The sequence below is a fragment of the Embleya scabrispora genome (genome assembly GCF_002024165.1).
Lineage (GTDB): Bacteria > Actinomycetota > Actinomycetes > Streptomycetales > Streptomycetaceae > Embleya > Embleya scabrispora_A.
Genome location: NZ_MWQN01000001.1, coordinates 4,674,848 through 4,690,952, shown reverse-complemented (window position 1 = coordinate 4,690,952; position 16,105 = coordinate 4,674,848). Strand labels below are relative to the sequence as shown.

Sequence of the window (16,105 nt, the reverse complement as noted above, 5' to 3'; positions counted from 1 at the left end):
AGCCCGGCCGGCGCTTGAGGCCGACAGGCCGAGGACGGCCGGCTAGTCGACCAGATCCCGCACGACCGCGTCGGCCAACAACCGCCCCCGCAACGTCAACACGACCCGATCCCCCGCGTCGCGGACAAGCAGGCCATCCCCCACCGCCCGATCCGCCGCCTTCCTCCCCACCTCCGTGAGGAGCGAGCGCGGAACCCCCTCCACCAGCCGCAGCTCCAGCAGGATCCGCTCGACCCGCCGATCCTCCGCACCCAGCAACTCCCGCCCCTGCCCAGGAGACGAACCCGCCGCCAAACGCTTCGCATACGCGGCGGGATGCCGCACGTTCCACCACCGCACACCCCCCACATGGCTGTGCGCCCCCGGCCCCGCCCCCCACCAGTCGGCCCCGGTCCAGTACAGCTCGTTGTGCCGGCAGCGCGCCGCCGCGTCGGTCGCCCAGTTGGACACCTCGTACCACCCGAGCCCGGCCGCCTCGAACGCCTCGTCCGCCATCAGGTAGCGGTCGGCAAGCACGTCGTCGTCCGGCATCGGCAGTTCGCCCCGCCGCACCCGCCCGGCCAGGCGCGTACCGTCCTCGACGATCAGCGCGTACGCCGAGACGTGGTCCGGCCCCGCACCGAGCACCGCGTCCAGCGAGGCCCGCCAGTCGTCGTCGGACTCCCCCGGCGTCCCGTAGATCAGGTCCAGGTTGACGTGCTCGAACCCGGCCGCGCGCGCCTCGGCCACACACCGCTCGGGCCGCCCCGGGGTGTGCCGCCGGTCCAGGACCCGCAGCACGTGCTCGCGCGCACTCTGCATGCCGAACGACAGCCGGTTGAACCCGCCCGCGAGCAGCGTGTCCAGATAGGCCGGGTCCACCGACTCGGGATTGGCCTCGGTGGTGACCTCGGCCCCGGCCGCGAGCCCGAACTCGTCCCGGATCGCCCCCAGGATCCGGGCCAGGTCGGCGGCCGGCAGCAGCGTGGGGGTGCCGCCGCCGAAGAACACCGTCTCCACCGGCCGGTCCGCGTCCCCCAGCAACCGCCGGGCCAGCCGGATCTCGGCGATCGCGTCGTCCGCGTAGGACCCCTGCGAGGCCGACCCGCCCAGTTCGGTCGCGGTGTAGGTGTTGAAGTCGCAGTAGCCGCAGCGCGACGCGCAGTAGGGCACATGCACATAGAAGCCGAACGGACGGCTCGCGCCGGCGAACTCGGCGAGCGCGGACGCGGGCAGCGAGCCGTCTTCGGGCACGGGCAGACCGTCGGGGGGTGCGGAGGGCATCCCCCCATTGTCCACGAGCACACGACCGACCCGCCGACGGCAACCGCCGTCAGGTGACCAGCGTGCCCTTGTACATGTCGTCCAGGACCGCCGCGTACTCCTGCTCCACCACCCGCCGCTTCACCTTCAGGCTCGGCGTCAGCTCACCGCGCTCGACGCTCAGGTCACGCGGCAGGATGGCGAACTTCTTCACCGTCTGCCACCGCTGCAGATCGGCGTTGAGCCGGTCGAGATAGTCCGCGACGAGCGCCCGGACCTCCTCGGCGCCGACCAGCTCCTCGTACGACCTCCCCCGCAGTGCCGGCTGCTCCGCGGCCCAGCCCCGGAGCGCGTCCGGGTCCAACGTGATCAGCGCGGAGCAGAAGTTGCGGCCCTCCCCGTGCACGAGGATGTTGCTCACGAACGGGCACAGGCCCTTGAACCGGCCCTCGATCTCACTGGGCGCGACGTACTTGCCGCCCGAGGTCTTGATCAGGTCCTTCTTGCGGTCGGTGATCCGCAGATAGCCGTCCTCGATCACGGCGATGTCGCCGGTGCGCAGCCAGCCGTCCTCGGTGAGCACGGCGGCGGTCGCCTCGGGGTTGTTGTGGTAGCCCTGCATCACCGCCGGGCTGCGTACCAGCAGTTCGCCGTCCTCGGCGATGCGCATCTCCGAGCCGGGCAGCGCCGGGCCGACGGTGCCGATCCGGTGCCGGTCGAAGCGGTTGACCGAACTGCCCGCGCTGGCCTCGGTGAGGCCGTAGCCCTCCAGGATCGGTATCCCGATCGCGTCGAAGAACTCGGCGACGTCGGGCGAGAGCGCCGCGCTGCCGGAGATACAGCCCTTGAGCCGACCGCCGAACAACGCGCGCAGCTTGTCGAAGACGAGCCGGTCGGCCACCCGATACTTCGCGGCGAGCACCGCGGACGGGGTGCGGCCGGCCTGCCTGGCCTGCGACATCTCCCGGCCGACGCCGATCGCCCAGCGGAAGATGCGGTACTTGAGGCCGCCCTCGGCGCGCACCCGCATGTGCACGGAGTTGTACACCTTCTCGAACACGCGCGGCGCGGCGGCCATGAACGTCGGCCGCACGATCGGGAGGTTGGTGATCAGCTTGGGAATCCGGCCGTCGATGGCGGTCGCATAGCCGATCCGGATCTGTCCGCAGACCATAACCTTGCCGTAGCAGTGCGCGAGCGGCAGCCACAGGTACTGGAGTTCGTCGGCGTCGTTGTCCCCGATCGCGACCTGCGCGGCGGCCTGATACGCCCAGGTGTCGTGCGTGAGCCGGACGCCCTTGGGCCGACCGGTGGTGCCGGAGGTGTAGATGAGGGTCGCGAGCCGGTCCCGGGTGATCGCGGCGACCCGGGTCTCCACCAGGTCCGGCTCCTCGACCAGCCGGGCGCGGCCGAGGTCCTCCAGTTCGGCGAGGGTGATCACCCAGTCGTCGGCGGGCTCGGCCTCGGGCCCGGGCTTCGGCGGGTCGAAGACGATCACCTTGCGTATCGCGGCGAGGTCCGCCCGTGCGCCGCGCAGCTTGGCGAGTTGGGTGTCGTCGGCCACGAACGCCATCACGCTGCCGGAGTCGGTCAGGATGAAGGCGGCCTCGTCGGCGTTGGTGGTCGGGTACACGGTGGTGGTGGCCGCGCCGGCGCAGATCACGCCGAAGTCGGCCAGCACCCATTCCAGCCGGGTCTCGGCCACGATCGCGACCCGGTCCTCGGCCTCGACCCCGAGCGCCGCCAGCCCGGCGGCGATCGCCTTGGCCCGCTCGCCCGCCTGCCCCCAGGTGATCGAGCGCCATTCCTCCCGGTCGCCGTCGCCCACCGCGACCGGGTAGCGGTACGCCTCGTTCTCGGGCGTGGCCCGAATACGTTCCAGGAAGTCCACCGCGATGGACGGCGAACGGTTCTCGATGGCGGCGGACTCTGAACTCACTTCGGCCTCCGTGTCCAGGGCGGATTTCCGGGTGTGGTGGTGGTGCCGAGCGGTGTCGCGATCACATACCCGTATCGATACCGGTATGCGCGTGCCCGGGGCGAGCAGTGAAACCGACCAACCGGTCTGCGGAAGAAGCCGATGAAGTGATCAGAGGATGGAGCATGGTTGGTTCGGTGCGCGGCTCGGCCTTTGTGGCTTCGGTACGGCGCGGACAAAACGCGAAGCGGGTGCATCGATTCTGCCCGATGCACCCGCAACGTACGCTGCTCGACGGCTACGCGGTAGTAGCTTTCTCGGATCAGTTGCTGAATCGAGTAATCGATTCTCCTCCCGAGCGACCGAAGCCGCCCGAATGTCCTGTTTCAGCCCTACCTCGGCTCTGACCGCAGTTCTACCGCGGCCCTGACCGCCGGCCCTACTCGGTACTACTTCCGCCCGCCGCTGTCGTCGGTGGACAGCGCCGCGATGAAGGCCTCCTGCGGCACCTCCACGCGACCGACCATCTTCATCCGCTTCTTGCCTTCCTTCTGCTTCTCGAGCAGCTTGCGCTTGCGGCTGATGTCACCGCCGTAGCACTTGGCGAGCACGTCCTTGCGGATCGCGCGGATGTTCTCGCGGGCGATCACCCGCGCCCCGACGGCGGCCTGGATCGGCACCTCGAACTGCTGACGCGGAATCAACTCGCGCAGCTTCTTGGTCATCTCGACGCCGTAGTTGTACGCCTTGTCCTTGTGCACGATCGCGCTGAACGCGTCGACGGCCTCGCCCTGGAGCAGGATGTCGACCTTGACCAGCGCGGACTGCTGCTCGCCCGTGGTCTCGTAGTCGAGCGACGCGTAGCCGCGCGTCTTGGACTTGAGCGCGTCGAAGAAGTCGAACACGATCTCCGCGAGCGGCAGCGTGTAGCGCAGTTCGACCCGGTCCTCGGAGAGGTAGTCCATCCCGATCTGGACGCCGCGCCGGGTCTGGCACAGCTCCATGATCGTGCCGATGTACTCGCTCGGGGCCAGGATGGTGGCCCGCACCACCGGCTCGTGCACCTCGGCGATCTTGCCGCCGGGGAACTCGCTCGGGTTGGTCACGGTGTGCTCGCTGCCGTCCTCCATGACCACCCGGTACACCACGCTCGGCGCGGTCGAGATGAGTTCCAGGTTGAACTCGCGCTCCAGCCGCTCCCGGACGATCTCCAGGTGCAGCAGCCCCAGGAAGCCGCAGCGGAACCCGAAGCCGAGCGCGACCGAGGTCTCCGGCTCGTACACCAGCGCGGCGTCGTTGAGCTGGAGCTTGTCCAGCGCGTCGCGCAGCTCGGGGTAGTCCGAGCCGTCCAGCGGATACAGACCCGAGAACACCATCGGCTTCGGGTCCTTGTACCCGCCGAGGGCCTCGGTGGCGCCGTGGTGCAGGGAGGTGATGGTGTCACCGACGCGGGACTGCCGAACGTCCTTCACGCCGGTGATGATGTAGCCGACCTCGCCGACGCTCAGGCCGTCGGACGGCTTGGGCTCGGGCGAGATGACGCCGATCTCCAGAAGCTCGTGGGTCACCCCCGTCGACATCATCTGGATGCGCTCGCGCTTCTTCAGGTCGCCGTCGACCACACGGACGTAGGTGACCACGCCCCGGTACGAGTCGTAGACCGAGTCGAAGATCATCGCGCGGGCGGGCGCGTCCTTGACCCCGATCGGCGGCGGCACCAGGCGTACGCACTCGTCCAGCAGCTCGGGCACACCCACGCCGGTCTTGCCGGAGACCTTGAGCACGTCCTCCGGGTCGCAGCCGATGATGTGCGCGAGCTCCGCCGCGTACTTCTCCGGCTGGGCGGCCGGGAGGTCGATCTTGTTCAGCACCGGAATGATCTGGAGGTCGTTCTCCAGGGCCAGGTAGAGGTTGGCGAGCGTCTGCGCCTCGATCCCCTGCGCCGCGTCGACCAGCAGGATCGCGCCCTCACAGGCCGCGAGCGAGCGGGACACCTCGTACGTGAAGTCCACGTGGCCGGGGGTGTCGATCATGTTGAGGATGTGGATCTGCCCGTCGGGGGCCGTCCACGGCAGCCGCACCGCCTGCGACTTGATGGTGATGCCGCGCTCACGCTCGATGTCCATGCGGTCGAGGTACTGCGCGCGCATCTGCCGCGCATCGACCACGCCGGTGATCTGAAGCATCCGGTCGGCAAGCGTCGACTTGCCGTGGTCGATGTGGGCGATGATGCAGAAGTTCCGGATCAGCGCCGGGTCGGTACGGCTGGGCTCCGGCACGTTCACTGGCGGGGTCGCGGGCACGCGGGCTTCCAGATTCTCGATCGGGTGGACTGGCGAGGGTCGGGCAAAGGTCAAGCAAAGGTCAAGCTCGGATGCTGCGAGTGCCCTGTGCGGGCCGCGGGCGATCGTTATCGGATCACGCGCCGGAGCACAGGTGTCCTCCTTATCGTCCCATGCGGCATGGGTACGCCGCGTTGGCGGCGGGGATCGGGGGTGTTCGGCGGGCCGGGGCGGGGTCGGAATGTGGGCCGTGTCCTTACCGGCCGCCGGCTGCTGGTAATCTGATGGATCGCGTGTGGCGTACGTGTCTCTGCCACGCAAGTCAACGTCCGAACGGGCCCTCTCCCTGGATCGGATCCCGACCTAGTACTCAGAAGGCTCTTTCGTGGCGAACATCAAGTCCCAGATCAAGCGCAACAAGACGAACGAGATTGCGCGCCAGCGCAACAAGGCCGTCAAGTCGGAGCTGAAGACCTTCGTGCGCAAGGCGCGCGAGGCCGCCGAGGCCGGCAACGTCGAGCAGGCCGAGGCGCTGACCCGCCTCGCGGCCCGCAAGCTCGACAAGGCCGTCAGCAAGGGTGTCATCCACAAGAACCAGGCCGCCAACAAGAAGTCGGCCCTGGCGAAGCGTGTCGCGACGGCCAAGGCCTGACTCGCAACACCGATCACCATGGCGTGACACCCGAGCGCACTCCGCTCAGCGCACTACAAGGGCGCCGCTCCCCATCTCGGGGGGCGGCGCTTTTGTGGTGTGCGGAGGTGGGCGGCGGTGGCAAAACGGGCCGGCATCGCCGGACGGGTCCGGCCGCCGGGGTGGCGGGTGGGTCCGGCCGCCAGGGTGGCAGGTGGATCCGGCCGTCGGGGTGGCGGGTGGGTCCGGCCGCCAAGGTGACAGGCGGGTCCGGCCGTCGGGGTGGCGGGTGGGTCCGGCCGCCAAGGTGACAGGTGGATCCGGCCGCCAAGGTGACAGGTGGATCCGGCCGCCAAGGTGACAGGCGGGTCCGGCCGCCAAGGTGACAGGTGGATCCGGCCGCCAAGGTGACGGATGGGTCCGCCGCCGCGGTGGCGGGTCAGTCCGGCCCCCGGGATTGGCGGGTGGATCGGGCCCCGGAGCGGTGGGTGGGGTCCGCCCCCCGGCATCGGCGGATCAATCCAACCTCGGGATCGGCGGGTGGATCAGGCTCCAGAGGGGTGATGGGATCCGCCCCCGGCATCTGCGGATCGGTCCAACCCTCGGGGTGGCGAGTGAATCCGGCCCGGAGCGGGAGATGGGGTCCGGCCGCCTGAGTGACGGGTGGGTCCGGCCGCCGGAGTGGCGGGTCAGTCCGGCCCCCGGGAGCGGCGGGTGGATCGGGCCCGGAGCGGTGGGTGGGGTCCGCCCCCGGCATCTGCGGATCGGTCCAACCCTCGGGGTGGCGAGTGAATCCGGCCCGGAGCGGGAGATGGGGTCCGGCCGCCTGAGTGACGGGTGGGTCCGGCCGCCGGAGTGGCGGGTCGGTCCGGCCCCCGGGAGCGGCGGGTGGATCGGGCCCGGAGCGGTGGATGGGATCTGCCCCCGGCATGCGACCGTGCTCGCGGAGTTGCCCGGCCGGCCCGAGGACGTGGAATCGCTGACCGTCGATGCCGGGGGCCGACTGCTGGTCAGCGCGAACTATGACGGCACGGTGCGTCTGTGGGACGTGTCCGATCCCCGCGCTCCGGTGCTGATCACCCACTTCGCGGCGCACGACGAGGCGGTGTTCCGGGCCGTGCCCGGTCCCGACGCGCGCCTTTTGGTCACGGCGGGCGCGGGGGGTGTGGTGCGCCTGTGGGACATCTCGGACCGTCGCACCCCGACCCGGCTGTCCGCGCCGGCCGGCCATACCGCGACGGTGGGCACCGTCGCCTTCGGCCCGGACGGGCGCGTCCTGGTCACCGGGAGCGAGGACGGCGGCACCCGGCTGTGGGACGTCGGCGACCCCCGCGATCCGCGCCCAGGTGGCGTCCGGCCCTGGGGCGGCGGGTGGATCCGGCCTTGGGGTGGCGGGTTGGTTTCTGGGCCGCCGGTAGGCGGGGTCGTGCCTCGGGGTGGGGCGGTGGAGTTGGACGGTCGGGTCGTCCGGAGGCGAAGCGACGAGCGATTCGGCCCGCCACCGGGGTGGTGGTCGCGGCGGTCAGGCGTTGCGGGCGGTGGAGATCGTCACCACGGCCTTTTCCAGTGCATACGCGGGATCCATACCGCCGCCCTTGACCGCCGCGTCGGCGTCGGCGACGGCGGTGAGGGCTCGGACGATGCCGTCCGGAGTCCAGCCACGCAGTTGCTGTCGAACCCGGTCGACCTTCCACGGCGGCATGCCGAGGTCGCGCGCCAAATCGTTCGGCCGGGCGTTCCGGGGGGCGGCGCCGACCCGGGCGATCTGCCGCACGCTCTGCGCGAGCGCGCTCGTGACCATGACCGGCGCAACACCCACGGACAACGCCCAGCGCAACTGCTCCAGCGCCTCGGCGGTACGCCCCTCGACGGTCTTGTCGGCGACGGTGAAGCTGGACGCCTCGGCAACGCCGCTGTAGTAGCGCGAGACCACTTCCTCGTCGACCACACCGTCGACATCCGCCATCAACTGGCTGCACGCGGAGGCCAACTCCCGCAGATCGTTGCCGATCGCCTCGACCAACGTGCGACAGGCGTCCTCGGTGAGCGAGCGCCCGGCCACCCGAAACTCCGCCCGCGCGAACGCGATGCGATCCCCGACCTTGGTCACCTTGGGACACGCGACCTCGCGCACACCCACCTTGCGCACCGCGTCCAACAGCTTTTTGCCCTTGGGCCCGCCCAGATGCGCGAGCACCAGCACGATCTCCTCGGCAGGATCGGCGATCAACCGCGTGACCTCGCCGACCAGATCCGTCCCCAGATCCTGCGCGGACCGGATCACGATGACCTTGCGCTCACCGAACAAAGAGGGACTGGCCAACTCGGACAACATCCCGGCCTGCAACGCCCCCGGCGCCACGTCCCGAACATCCGCCTCGGGATCCTGCGCCCGAACGGCACGGACCACATCCCCGATCGCCCGATCCACGAGCAACTCCTCGGCCCCGACGACAAGCGTCACCGGCGCGAGCGGATCATCCTGCATTCGTCTGGCCACCCGACCAAGCATCCCACGCCCGACAGACACCCCAACCCACCCACATCCCGAGCCACCCACACCGAAAGTTGGCATCGACCGACCGGCGCCATCGACGAAACCGAATCGCACGGGGCCTGCGCCGCGACTGGGAGGTGCAACCGCAGGTCGGCACGAGCGAGAAGGCAGGAGAGCCGCCCTGGGCTCCGGTTCCGCCGCCCTCTGGGCCCCTCGGGACCGACACGGGCACTCCGGGCGCGAATGCCGGAAACCAGCCCTCGGGCACCTGCTTCGTGCCATACCGCGCGCAGACATCCGGCTCCGGCCGCGCAAACCGCCTCCACCGACTCCGCCCCGCCGCGACCCGGCCCGACCCGGCCCCGGGTGCGATCCAGGCAGCGGTGGAGCGCAGCGGAGCCGGAACCTCCAGGCGCCGCGCAGCGGCAACGCCCCCCGACCCGGCGGCGCCCGCTCCGCCACCCAACACCCCACCCTCGCCGGGAACTACGTTCGACCACAACGGCGGGCCGACCGCCATCCACCAAAGGGCGATGGGCATGCCGGGTGGCCGGTCCTCGGGCCACCGCCTCGAGGTGAGCCGGGGAGCCGGTCACCGCGATGGGCCCATCGGTGTCGGTGCGTAGGAGGCGGGCGCCGGACGCGGCGACCAAGGCACGGGCGGACGGCGACGGGTGGCCGTAGGGGTTGTCCTTGCCCACCGAGACCAGGGCCAGCCTGGGGCGCAGCCCGAGAACGAGAGCGGGGTCCTGTCGAGCCGAGCCGTGATGCGCAACCTTCAGGACGTCCACCCGAACACCGGCCAGCCGCCCCCGCAGCGCTTCCTGCGCCTCGACTTCGGCGTCACCGGTGAGCAGCATCCGAACCCCGTGCCGTTCCGCGAGTACCACCAGGCTCGCGTTGTTGGCCACCGACCCACCCACAGCCCGCCCCGACGTCCCGCTCCCACCCACACCCAGCACCGGCAAGTCGACCGCACCCGCTGCCGCGTCACATCGGGCACACCCGAATGGATCCGCAGGTATGAAGGTCGACGCGGCACGCGACGGCACTTGCCGATCCGCCGGATGGGCGGAGAGGGCTTCCAGGTTCGACGGAGTAAACGTTCGCCACGTCAGCGACCCCAATGTGCGCTGCTCAACGGCGCCGGCGGGGGTGCTCAAGGAGGCACCGGCTCCGGCGGCCCAACGGCGGACTCGCACCACTTCGCCCGCAGGATCGAGGATCGGGGTGCCCTGGATGAGCCCCACCCCTCGGCCGCGCAGTGCTCCGGGGAGTCCCTCCACGTGGTCGGCGTGATAGTGGCTCAGCACGATCAGCGGCAGCCGGCGGATGCCGAGGTCGCGTAGGCAGCCGTCGACCGCATCCGGGTCGGGGCCGGCGTCGATCAGGACGCCCGCACCGGCGCCCGCGTTCAGGACGAGGGCGTCGCCCTGGCCGACGTCGCACATCACCAAGTGCCAGCCCGGGGGCGGCCAGCCGGTCAAGGGGCGCACCAGGATCGGCGGACGCAGCAGGAGGACCACCACGAGGGTCGCGAGCAGGGCCGTCGACATCGCCCGCCCACGCCCGGACCGCTCGGGTCGCGGCGTGCGGCGGAGCAGCCGCAGGGTCGGGACGGCCGCGATCGTGATCGCCGCGAGTGCCGCGCCGCCGAAGAGGCCGGTCGGCCAGGTGACGGCGGCGCCGGGCAGGTCGGCGCCGGTGCGGGCCACGGCCGCGATCCAGGCGATCGGCCACGAGCCGAGCCAGGCGGTGAGCCGGGCGAGCGGGAGGCAGATCGGGGCGAGGAGCAGGGTGACGAAGCCGAGGATCGTGGCCGGTGCGACCGCGAACTCGGCGAGCAGGTTGCACGGGACGGCCATCAGGCTGATCCGGCCGGCGAAGGTCACCACGAGCGGTCCGCATACCGCCTGCGCGGCGAGCGGTACGGCCACCAGGACCGCGGCCCACGTCGGCCAGCCCCGGGCCCGGAGGCGCTTCGTCCAGTGCGGGGCGAGCAGGAGCAGCGCGCCGGTGGCCAGCGCGGACAACGCGAAACCGTAGGAGCGGGCCAGGGTCGGATCGAGCAGGACCAGGCCGAGTACGGCAACCGCGAGCGCCGGAAGCCCTCGCCGGGGCCGGCCGGTATACAGCGCGACCACGGTGACCAGGCCCATCGCGGCGGCCCGCAGCACGCTGGGCTCGGGACGGGCGACGACCACGAAGCACGCCACGGCGGCGGCGCCGGCAATCGGCAGCGTACGTCCGTGGACTCCCACACGACGGAGCACGAACAGTACGAAACCCAACAAAATTGTGATGTTGGTTCCTGCGAAGGTAGTACAGACATGTGAGTTCCGGGAGTACATTCCCGCCATGAGCGGCATCGACGACACGCAGTTTCGGCGACCGGGCCTGCGCGCCATCCTCTACGCCCGAAACTCCCACGACCGCACCCGAAGAGGTATCTCCGTCAACGACCAGTTCGCGGAAATGCGTCCTGTCGCCGCCCGGGAAATGTGGCCCATCGTCGGCGAGTTCCGCGACGTCGGCATGTCTGCAACCCGGCATGCCCGCAAGCCCCGCGACGAGTTCGCGGCAATGATGGAAGCCGTCCGCTCAGGGGCGGGCGATGTCCTGATGACATGGGAGTCGGCGCGCGCGCAACGCGACCTTGCCGTCTATGTCGCGCTCCGGGATTTGTGCCATGACACGAAAACGCTCTGGTGGTACACGGGAGAGCTGTACGACCTCACCCTGCGGTCGCACCGCAATCGCACCGCCCTGGACGCCGTCCGTGACGAGGACGCCGGCGAGGGCATCAGGGAAGGCGTGTTGCGCACCGTGCGTCAGCGCGCCGAGCGCGGCGAACCTCATGGCCGCATCCCGTTCGGGTACCGAAGGATCTACCACTCGGACACCGGGAAGTTGATCGCGCAGATCCCGGATGATGCCCTGCCGACGGCCGAGTTCGCCTTCGAGGCGCTGGCGAATCCGAAGGCGCCGATCGTGCGGGAGATCGTCCGGCGTATCGCCGCACGTCAATCGGCGTACTCGATCGCGCAGGATCTCAACCGGCGCGGCATTCCTACGCCCTTTCGCAACGCTCGAGGATGGGACATCATCCAGGTGGTTCGAACCGCGAGCAACCCCGCCTACATCGGGATGCGCGTCCATCAGGGCAAGGTCATTGGCAAGGCCACGTGGGAGCCGCTGCTGAAGGACGACGACGTCACCGCTTGGTGGCAGGCGTCCGCGATCATCGCCGATCCGACGCGTAAAACGCATCGGGACAACGCGGTGAAGCACCTTCTCAGCGGCCTGGCGTTTTGTGGTGCCCCGGGCTGTGGCGAGTATCTGCGCATGCGTCACCCGCGAAATGCGTTCTGCTACACGTGTATTGCCGCTTTCCATGTGGCCATGGCCGAGCATCTGTTGGACGACTACGTCGAGGCTGCGGTCTTGGAGCGTCTGGAACGGCCGGACGCCGCGGACGCGTTCCTGAACGCCTCCAATGATGACGATGTGGTTCAGGCGGCGCTTGCCGAAATCTCGGAAAAGCAGGCGAAGTTGGAGGAGGCGCGGGCACTCGCGACGAAGGGCACCTTGTCGTTGACGTCGCTGGCGGCGATGGAGGCGGCCTGGATGCCGGAGATCGAGGCGGCGCGTGAGCGGGCTCGGAGATCGAGTATTCCGCCTGTGCTGGAGCAGCTGGTGGGTCCGAACGCTCGCGAGGTCTGGGGTGGGTTGACGATCCCGGAGCGCCGTCAGGCACTCCGGGCGATCGTCACGGTCACCGTCAATCCGACCGGCAAGGGGGCGAGGTCGATTCGCCCTGGTCGCGTGACCCTCGATTGGCTTACGCCTGGGGCTCCTCGTCGGCGTCCCGGTCCACTTTCCGGCCCGGGCGCCAACGCTTGAGTGCTGCGGCAAGTGCCGCGCGGAACTGCGGAGTCGTCTCCCCCGGAGCGCACCCGATGACCAGCCTCCCGGACCGCCACTCGGCGATCACCACCGGGTCCGTGGTCGTGAGCCCGGGCTCCTCTACGACGGCGTACTGGTACTCCTGTTCGTCGAGCCCCACCTGGCCGCCCCCTTTCGCCATTATTCGAACGAACATTCGAACACCTTGGGGAAGGGAGACCTAGCGTACGCCTGGTTTGCACCACGGATGGGCTGAAAAACGCTGTCCGTCACACTAATGCCGCTCGGCCACTATCGAAGATCGACGGTAAGCGATCATTCAATCACCGCAGGTCACAAGGGCTACTCGCGCCAAGACTCCACGAGCCTTCGGAAACGCGCGACCTCATCCTCCGACATGTCGCCCAGGTGAGCCACGATGATTCGGACATCATCCCCGTAGCCCGTTAGACCCGTGGCGACGTACTCCATCCACTGGGCCGCCGCAGCGGCTTTCACCACGGAAACGGGCAATCGCAGGCCGGCAGCCAACGCTCGCAGCATCGACGCACGAGGCGGATTGTCGACCTGTCCGTGCGCAAGCCGAGCAATGTAGGGCTTCGACAATGTCTCACCCGACTCCGGGTCAACCGCCCTCTGTGCAATCTCACCGTAGGACGCCCCGGCGTCGTGGGCCTCGCGCACCAGGCGCGAGAGGTCGTCTCGTTCAGTGGCCACACGGATCATGATGCACTCCCCCTGGGCGGGTGACAGCGGCGGGTGTCTACAGATGGGCTCACGAGACGCTCGCATACGTACAGCTTGGGCACCTCGTGAATACATGCACATGACCCAACTCGTCTACGGATTGAGTCGACGGGCGCATGATTTGGCAAGTTTCCGATCCGGATCGTCTCCATCTGTAGACAGTCCGTCTACAGCATGATTGACTGTCTCCATCGAGAGACGATTCGTCTACGAGAAGAGGTGATCCATGAATACCCCCCGGCTCTACAGGCTTCGAGACCCGGGCCTGCTCCGCACCATCATGCTGAACCCCGGGCGCGGCCAGGAGTACAGCGTTCGAGAACTGGCTGAATCCGTGGGCTGCCACCACTCCACCATCGGCCATCTCCTCACCGGCGAGCGGGAGTCCTGCAGGGCCGACACGGCGCATCGCATCGCGGAGGCCGTCGGCGTCGCCCTTCTGGTGCTTTTCACGCCCCCGGCGTCTCCGTCGAGAGACAAGACGGCTCACGCTGAAGCCACGTGCGCCGCATGAGCCCCGCCAAGGACTACAGCCGCGAGGCATTCACAGCCCGTCTCGGGCCTGCAGTTATGGCCGAGATCGATCGGCTCGTCGACGCGGCCCCGCCGCTCGGCCCGGAGCAACTCGACACTCTCCGCCGCGTGTTCGCGGAGGCCCAGGTGGCTCGCCCGGCCGAGCAGACCGCCGCGGCTTGAGCCTCACCTGAACCAGTGCGGGCCGCGACCGATGGCACGGCGCGACCCGCTGACCCACCACCACCGAAGCGTTGATCCGAAGGAGTGGCAGGACAGATGAACTCTACCGATCCGATCCCCCCGGAGACCGTCGCCGACCTGCTCGACAGGGCGGCCGACCTGATCGACACCCAGGGCCTGCTGCGGCACGAGGCCTGGACCGACCGGCACGAGGACGGCCCGCTCGGCGCGGAGACCGCGATCTGCGTGGCCGCGACCGGCCGCGTGTACGTCCGCCCGATGCCGCCGCTGGTACACACCGCGATCGAAATGTGCGCGCAGGTCCTGTGCGGGTCGCTGGACTGCTGGGCCGACAACGCCGCCGAGGACGCGGCCGAGGTCGTCGAGTTGATGCGGTACACGGCGACGCACCTGCGTGAGGTCGCCGAGCAGGAGGCCCGGGAGGTTGAGGACCGGCCGGAGGAGGTCGCGGGCACGCTCGCGGGCGACCTGGTCGCGGCCCGCTCGTCGTGGGAGTCGCTGGTGCTGGCTGGCCGTAACCGGTACGCGACGGCGGTGGCGGCATGAACGTCCACGTGTTTCGCGCGGAGGGACTGACGGAGGCTCAGCTCGACGGCCTTGCGTGCGTGCTCTGCGGTGTCGCGTACCCGCGAGTCTCGACGCCGGTGGGGATCATTCCCGGTCGGGGCCAGGTGTTCGCCTGCGACCCGGCCTGCCCGACGATCCCCGGTCTGCGCCGGGTGTCGGTCGAGGAGTTGCTCGCGCAGCCGAACCCGTGCGACCCGTCGCCGGACGAGGTGCTGCCGCCGAGCCTGGCGTGGGTGTGGCGAGACGACTGCCACTGCGAGACGTCGGACCAGCGGTACGCGATGGAGCACCGCCTGACGTGTGAGCGGCCGGGCTGGTACCTGGTTGGGCCGGGCACGTCGGGCGAGTGGCTGGGGTCGTGGCCCCAGATGGCGCGGGTGTACGCGGAGCGGTGGATCGCCGCTCACCCGGTCGGTGTTCCGGCCGAGTCGGGTGGTGCCGCATGAAGCCGCCGACACCGCAGGAGTTCGATGCGCTCGCCGACGCGATGAACGCGGCGCTCAACAACCACTACCACGCCGACCTGTGCGGATGCCGCACCTGGCCGCAGTCCTGCCACACGGCCGAGACCTTCGGCAGCCCGTACAAGCCCGGGTACTGGGACACGAGCGCGTTCGCGATCGTCCTGCCGCTCGTATGGGACGAGATCGTCAAGGCCGCCGGTGGGCAGCCGCAGTCCTACGGCGAGTGGTTCAGCAAGATGCTGGACGACGCCGAAGCGCGCGGCACCTCTCACAACAGCACCTGCACCACCGGCTTGTGCGGGTGGCGTCAGATCCACGTCGAGCGGTACGAGCGCCGCGTCGACGGCGTGATGTGGGCGTTGGAGGAGTGCGACGAGACGGAGATCGGCCCGGACGATCCCGGGGCTGGCTGGTTCCTGTACGGGCCGGGCCCGTTCGAGGGCGGCCGGTTCCTCGTGGCTTCCGACGCCGTGCCGACGGTGGGTGCCGACGCCGTGATCCGGAACCACAACTATCTCTCGGGCACAGAGTCGGGCGGTGCCAAGTGACCCCCGACGACTACGACGCGCTGGAGGCGGAGGCGCTCGACGAGCCCACGTTCAGCAACGGCACCGAGGGCTACGGCTGGATGGCGGCGAACTGCGACACCTGCGTGCACGACAAGCCGATCCGGGACGACTCCGGTCCGGGCTGCCCGCTGCTGCTGATCGCGATGATCGGCAAGCGGCCGGTGCAGTGGCTCGACGGGCCGCGCGGCGAGACGGGCCTGTTCTCGATCGCCACACAGTACGTGTGCACCGAGTACCGGGACGAGGACGACGGCCCGGACCCGACGCCGCGGCCGATCCCGGACCCGCCCGGCCAGGGCGTGCTGTTGCCGCGCGAACCGTACACCGGGCACCGGGTGCTGGCGTCCACGCCGGTCATGTGCCGTTGCGGCGACCCGGGTGTGACCGAGGCCGAGATGTACGCGTGCCAGGCCGACGTGTGCCTGGCGCACGACTACCTCGCGGGCAGCTTCCCCGGCGGGCCGGCCGTCTCGCATCCGAGCGAGGCCCTCGCGTGACCGCCCCCTCGACTGCCGCCGCTGCCCTGCCCCCCAGGGCGGCGGCGGCCCCCGCAGACGACGCCCAC

The 16,105-nt window shown here is 69.9% G+C and carries 14 protein-coding genes and 1 pseudogene; 9 read left to right on the top strand and 6 right to left on the bottom strand.

Features of this window, described 5'->3' with window-relative positions:
- Positions 1-42: 42 nt before the first annotated feature.
- The 3 genes from hemW to lepA all read right to left on the bottom strand — a co-directional run bounded on the left by hemW (position 43) and on the right by lepA (position 5,463).
- Positions 43-1,263: a radical SAM family heme chaperone HemW gene (gene hemW / locus B4N89_RS20905; RefSeq protein ID WP_078977367.1), complete on the bottom strand. Its 1,221-nt coding sequence runs from the start codon at positions 1,261-1,263 to the stop codon at positions 43-45.
- Positions 1,264-1,312: 49 nt separating this feature from the next.
- Positions 1,313-3,181 (bottom strand): AMP-dependent synthetase/ligase, encoded by a 1,869-nt coding sequence (locus tag B4N89_RS20900; RefSeq protein WP_235618712.1) that lies wholly within the window; start codon positions 3,179-3,181, stop codon positions 1,313-1,315.
- A 428-nt stretch (positions 3,182-3,609) separates the two neighbouring features.
- Positions 3,610-5,463, bottom strand: a complete 1,854-nt coding sequence (gene lepA / locus B4N89_RS20895; protein ID WP_078977365.1) for a translation elongation factor 4 — start codon at positions 5,461-5,463, stop codon at positions 3,610-3,612.
- A 364-nt stretch (positions 5,464-5,827) separates the two neighbouring features.
- Here lepA and rpsT point away from each other — a divergent pair, with 364 nt between their 5' ends.
- Together rpsT and B4N89_RS50745 are read left to right on the top strand one after the other, a co-directional pair.
- On the top strand, positions 5,828-6,094 hold the full coding sequence (gene rpsT, locus B4N89_RS20890; RefSeq protein ID WP_078977364.1) for a 30S ribosomal protein S20: 267 nt from the start codon (positions 5,828-5,830) through the stop codon (positions 6,092-6,094).
- 616 nt (positions 6,095-6,710) lie between these two features.
- Positions 6,711-7,379: pseudogene (locus B4N89_RS50745) on the top strand (WD40 repeat domain-containing protein); the annotation flags it as partial.
- Positions 7,380-7,595: 216 nt separating this feature from the next.
- Here the strand turns inward: B4N89_RS50745 and holA are convergent.
- Positions 7,596-8,585, bottom strand: coding sequence for a DNA polymerase III subunit delta (gene holA, locus B4N89_RS20880; protein ID WP_078979498.1), 990 nt, complete (start codon positions 8,583-8,585; stop codon positions 7,596-7,598).
- Positions 8,534-10,921, bottom strand: coding sequence for a ComEC/Rec2 family competence protein (locus tag B4N89_RS51540; protein ID WP_414646425.1), 2,388 nt, complete (start codon positions 10,919-10,921; stop codon positions 8,534-8,536). The genes holA and B4N89_RS51540 overlap by 52 nt, the downstream gene beginning before the upstream one ends.
- Before the next feature lie 7 nt (positions 10,922-10,928).
- Between B4N89_RS51540 and B4N89_RS20870 the strand changes: the two genes are divergently transcribed.
- Positions 10,929-12,473, top strand: a complete 1,545-nt coding sequence (locus tag B4N89_RS20870; RefSeq protein WP_161500770.1) for a recombinase family protein — start codon at positions 10,929-10,931, stop codon at positions 12,471-12,473.
- Positions 12,474-12,818: 345 nt separating this feature from the next.
- On the opposite strand, the gene B4N89_RS20860 is transcribed toward B4N89_RS20870, so the two are convergent.
- Positions 12,819-13,202 carry a hypothetical protein gene (locus B4N89_RS20860; RefSeq protein WP_143658045.1) on the bottom strand — a complete coding sequence of 128 codons (384 nt, stop codon included), beginning with the start codon at positions 13,200-13,202 and terminating at the stop codon, positions 12,819-12,821.
- Between the two features lie 247 nt (positions 13,203-13,449).
- Between B4N89_RS20860 and B4N89_RS20855 the strand changes: the two genes are divergently transcribed.
- The 6 genes from B4N89_RS20855 to B4N89_RS20830 all read left to right on the top strand — a co-directional run bounded on the left by B4N89_RS20855 (position 13,450) and on the right by B4N89_RS20830 (position 16,037).
- The gene (locus B4N89_RS20855) at positions 13,450-13,737 is read left to right on the top strand and encodes a helix-turn-helix domain-containing protein (protein WP_078977359.1); all 288 of its coding nucleotides are present in this window, start codon (positions 13,450-13,452) and stop codon (positions 13,735-13,737) included.
- Positions 13,734-13,919, top strand: a complete 186-nt coding sequence (locus B4N89_RS20850) for a hypothetical protein (protein WP_143658044.1) — start codon at positions 13,734-13,736, stop codon at positions 13,917-13,919. The genes B4N89_RS20855 and B4N89_RS20850 overlap by 4 nt, the downstream gene beginning before the upstream one ends.
- A gap of 96 nt (positions 13,920-14,015) precedes the next feature.
- Positions 14,016-14,486 (top strand): DUF6197 family protein, encoded by a 471-nt coding sequence (locus tag B4N89_RS20845; RefSeq protein WP_078977357.1) that lies wholly within the window; start codon positions 14,016-14,018, stop codon positions 14,484-14,486.
- Complete coding sequence (locus B4N89_RS20840) at positions 14,483-14,953, top strand: hypothetical protein (protein ID WP_078977356.1); 471 nt, start codon at positions 14,483-14,485, stop codon at positions 14,951-14,953. Before B4N89_RS20845 ends, B4N89_RS20840 begins: the two co-directional genes overlap by 4 nt.
- Entirely contained in the window at positions 14,950-15,519 is a 570-nt protein-coding gene (locus B4N89_RS20835) for a hypothetical protein (protein ID WP_078977355.1), read from the top strand. Before B4N89_RS20840 ends, B4N89_RS20835 begins: the two co-directional genes overlap by 4 nt.
- The gene (locus B4N89_RS20830) at positions 15,516-16,037 is read left to right on the top strand and encodes a hypothetical protein (protein WP_078977354.1); all 522 of its coding nucleotides are present in this window, start codon (positions 15,516-15,518) and stop codon (positions 16,035-16,037) included. Before B4N89_RS20835 ends, B4N89_RS20830 begins: the two co-directional genes overlap by 4 nt.
- The last annotated feature ends 68 nt before the right edge of the window (positions 16,038-16,105 follow it).

Coding starts and splice junctions, on each gene's coding strand:
- hemW (WP_078977367.1), bottom strand. CDS start 1,263: ATGCCCTCCGCACCCCCCGACGGTCTGCCCGTGCCCGAAGACGGCTCG.
- holA (WP_078979498.1), bottom strand. CDS start 8,585: ATGCTTGGTCGGGTGGCCAGACGAATGCAGGATGATCCGCTCGCGCCG.
- B4N89_RS51540 (WP_414646425.1), bottom strand. CDS start 10,921: ATGTACTCCCGGAACTCACATGTCTGTACTACCTTCGCAGGAACCAAC.
- B4N89_RS20870 (WP_161500770.1), top strand. CDS start 10,929: ATGAGCGGCATCGACGACACGCAGTTTCGGCGACCGGGCCTGCGCGCC.
- B4N89_RS20860 (WP_143658045.1), bottom strand. CDS start 13,202: ATGATCCGTGTGGCCACTGAACGAGACGACCTCTCGCGCCTGGTGCGC.
- B4N89_RS20855 (WP_078977359.1), top strand. CDS start 13,450: ATGAATACCCCCCGGCTCTACAGGCTTCGAGACCCGGGCCTGCTCCGC.
- B4N89_RS20850 (WP_143658044.1), top strand. CDS start 13,734: ATGAGCCCCGCCAAGGACTACAGCCGCGAGGCATTCACAGCCCGTCTC.
- B4N89_RS20845 (WP_078977357.1), top strand. CDS start 14,016: ATGAACTCTACCGATCCGATCCCCCCGGAGACCGTCGCCGACCTGCTC.
- B4N89_RS20840 (WP_078977356.1), top strand. CDS start 14,483: ATGAACGTCCACGTGTTTCGCGCGGAGGGACTGACGGAGGCTCAGCTC.
- B4N89_RS20835 (WP_078977355.1), top strand. CDS start 14,950: ATGAAGCCGCCGACACCGCAGGAGTTCGATGCGCTCGCCGACGCGATG.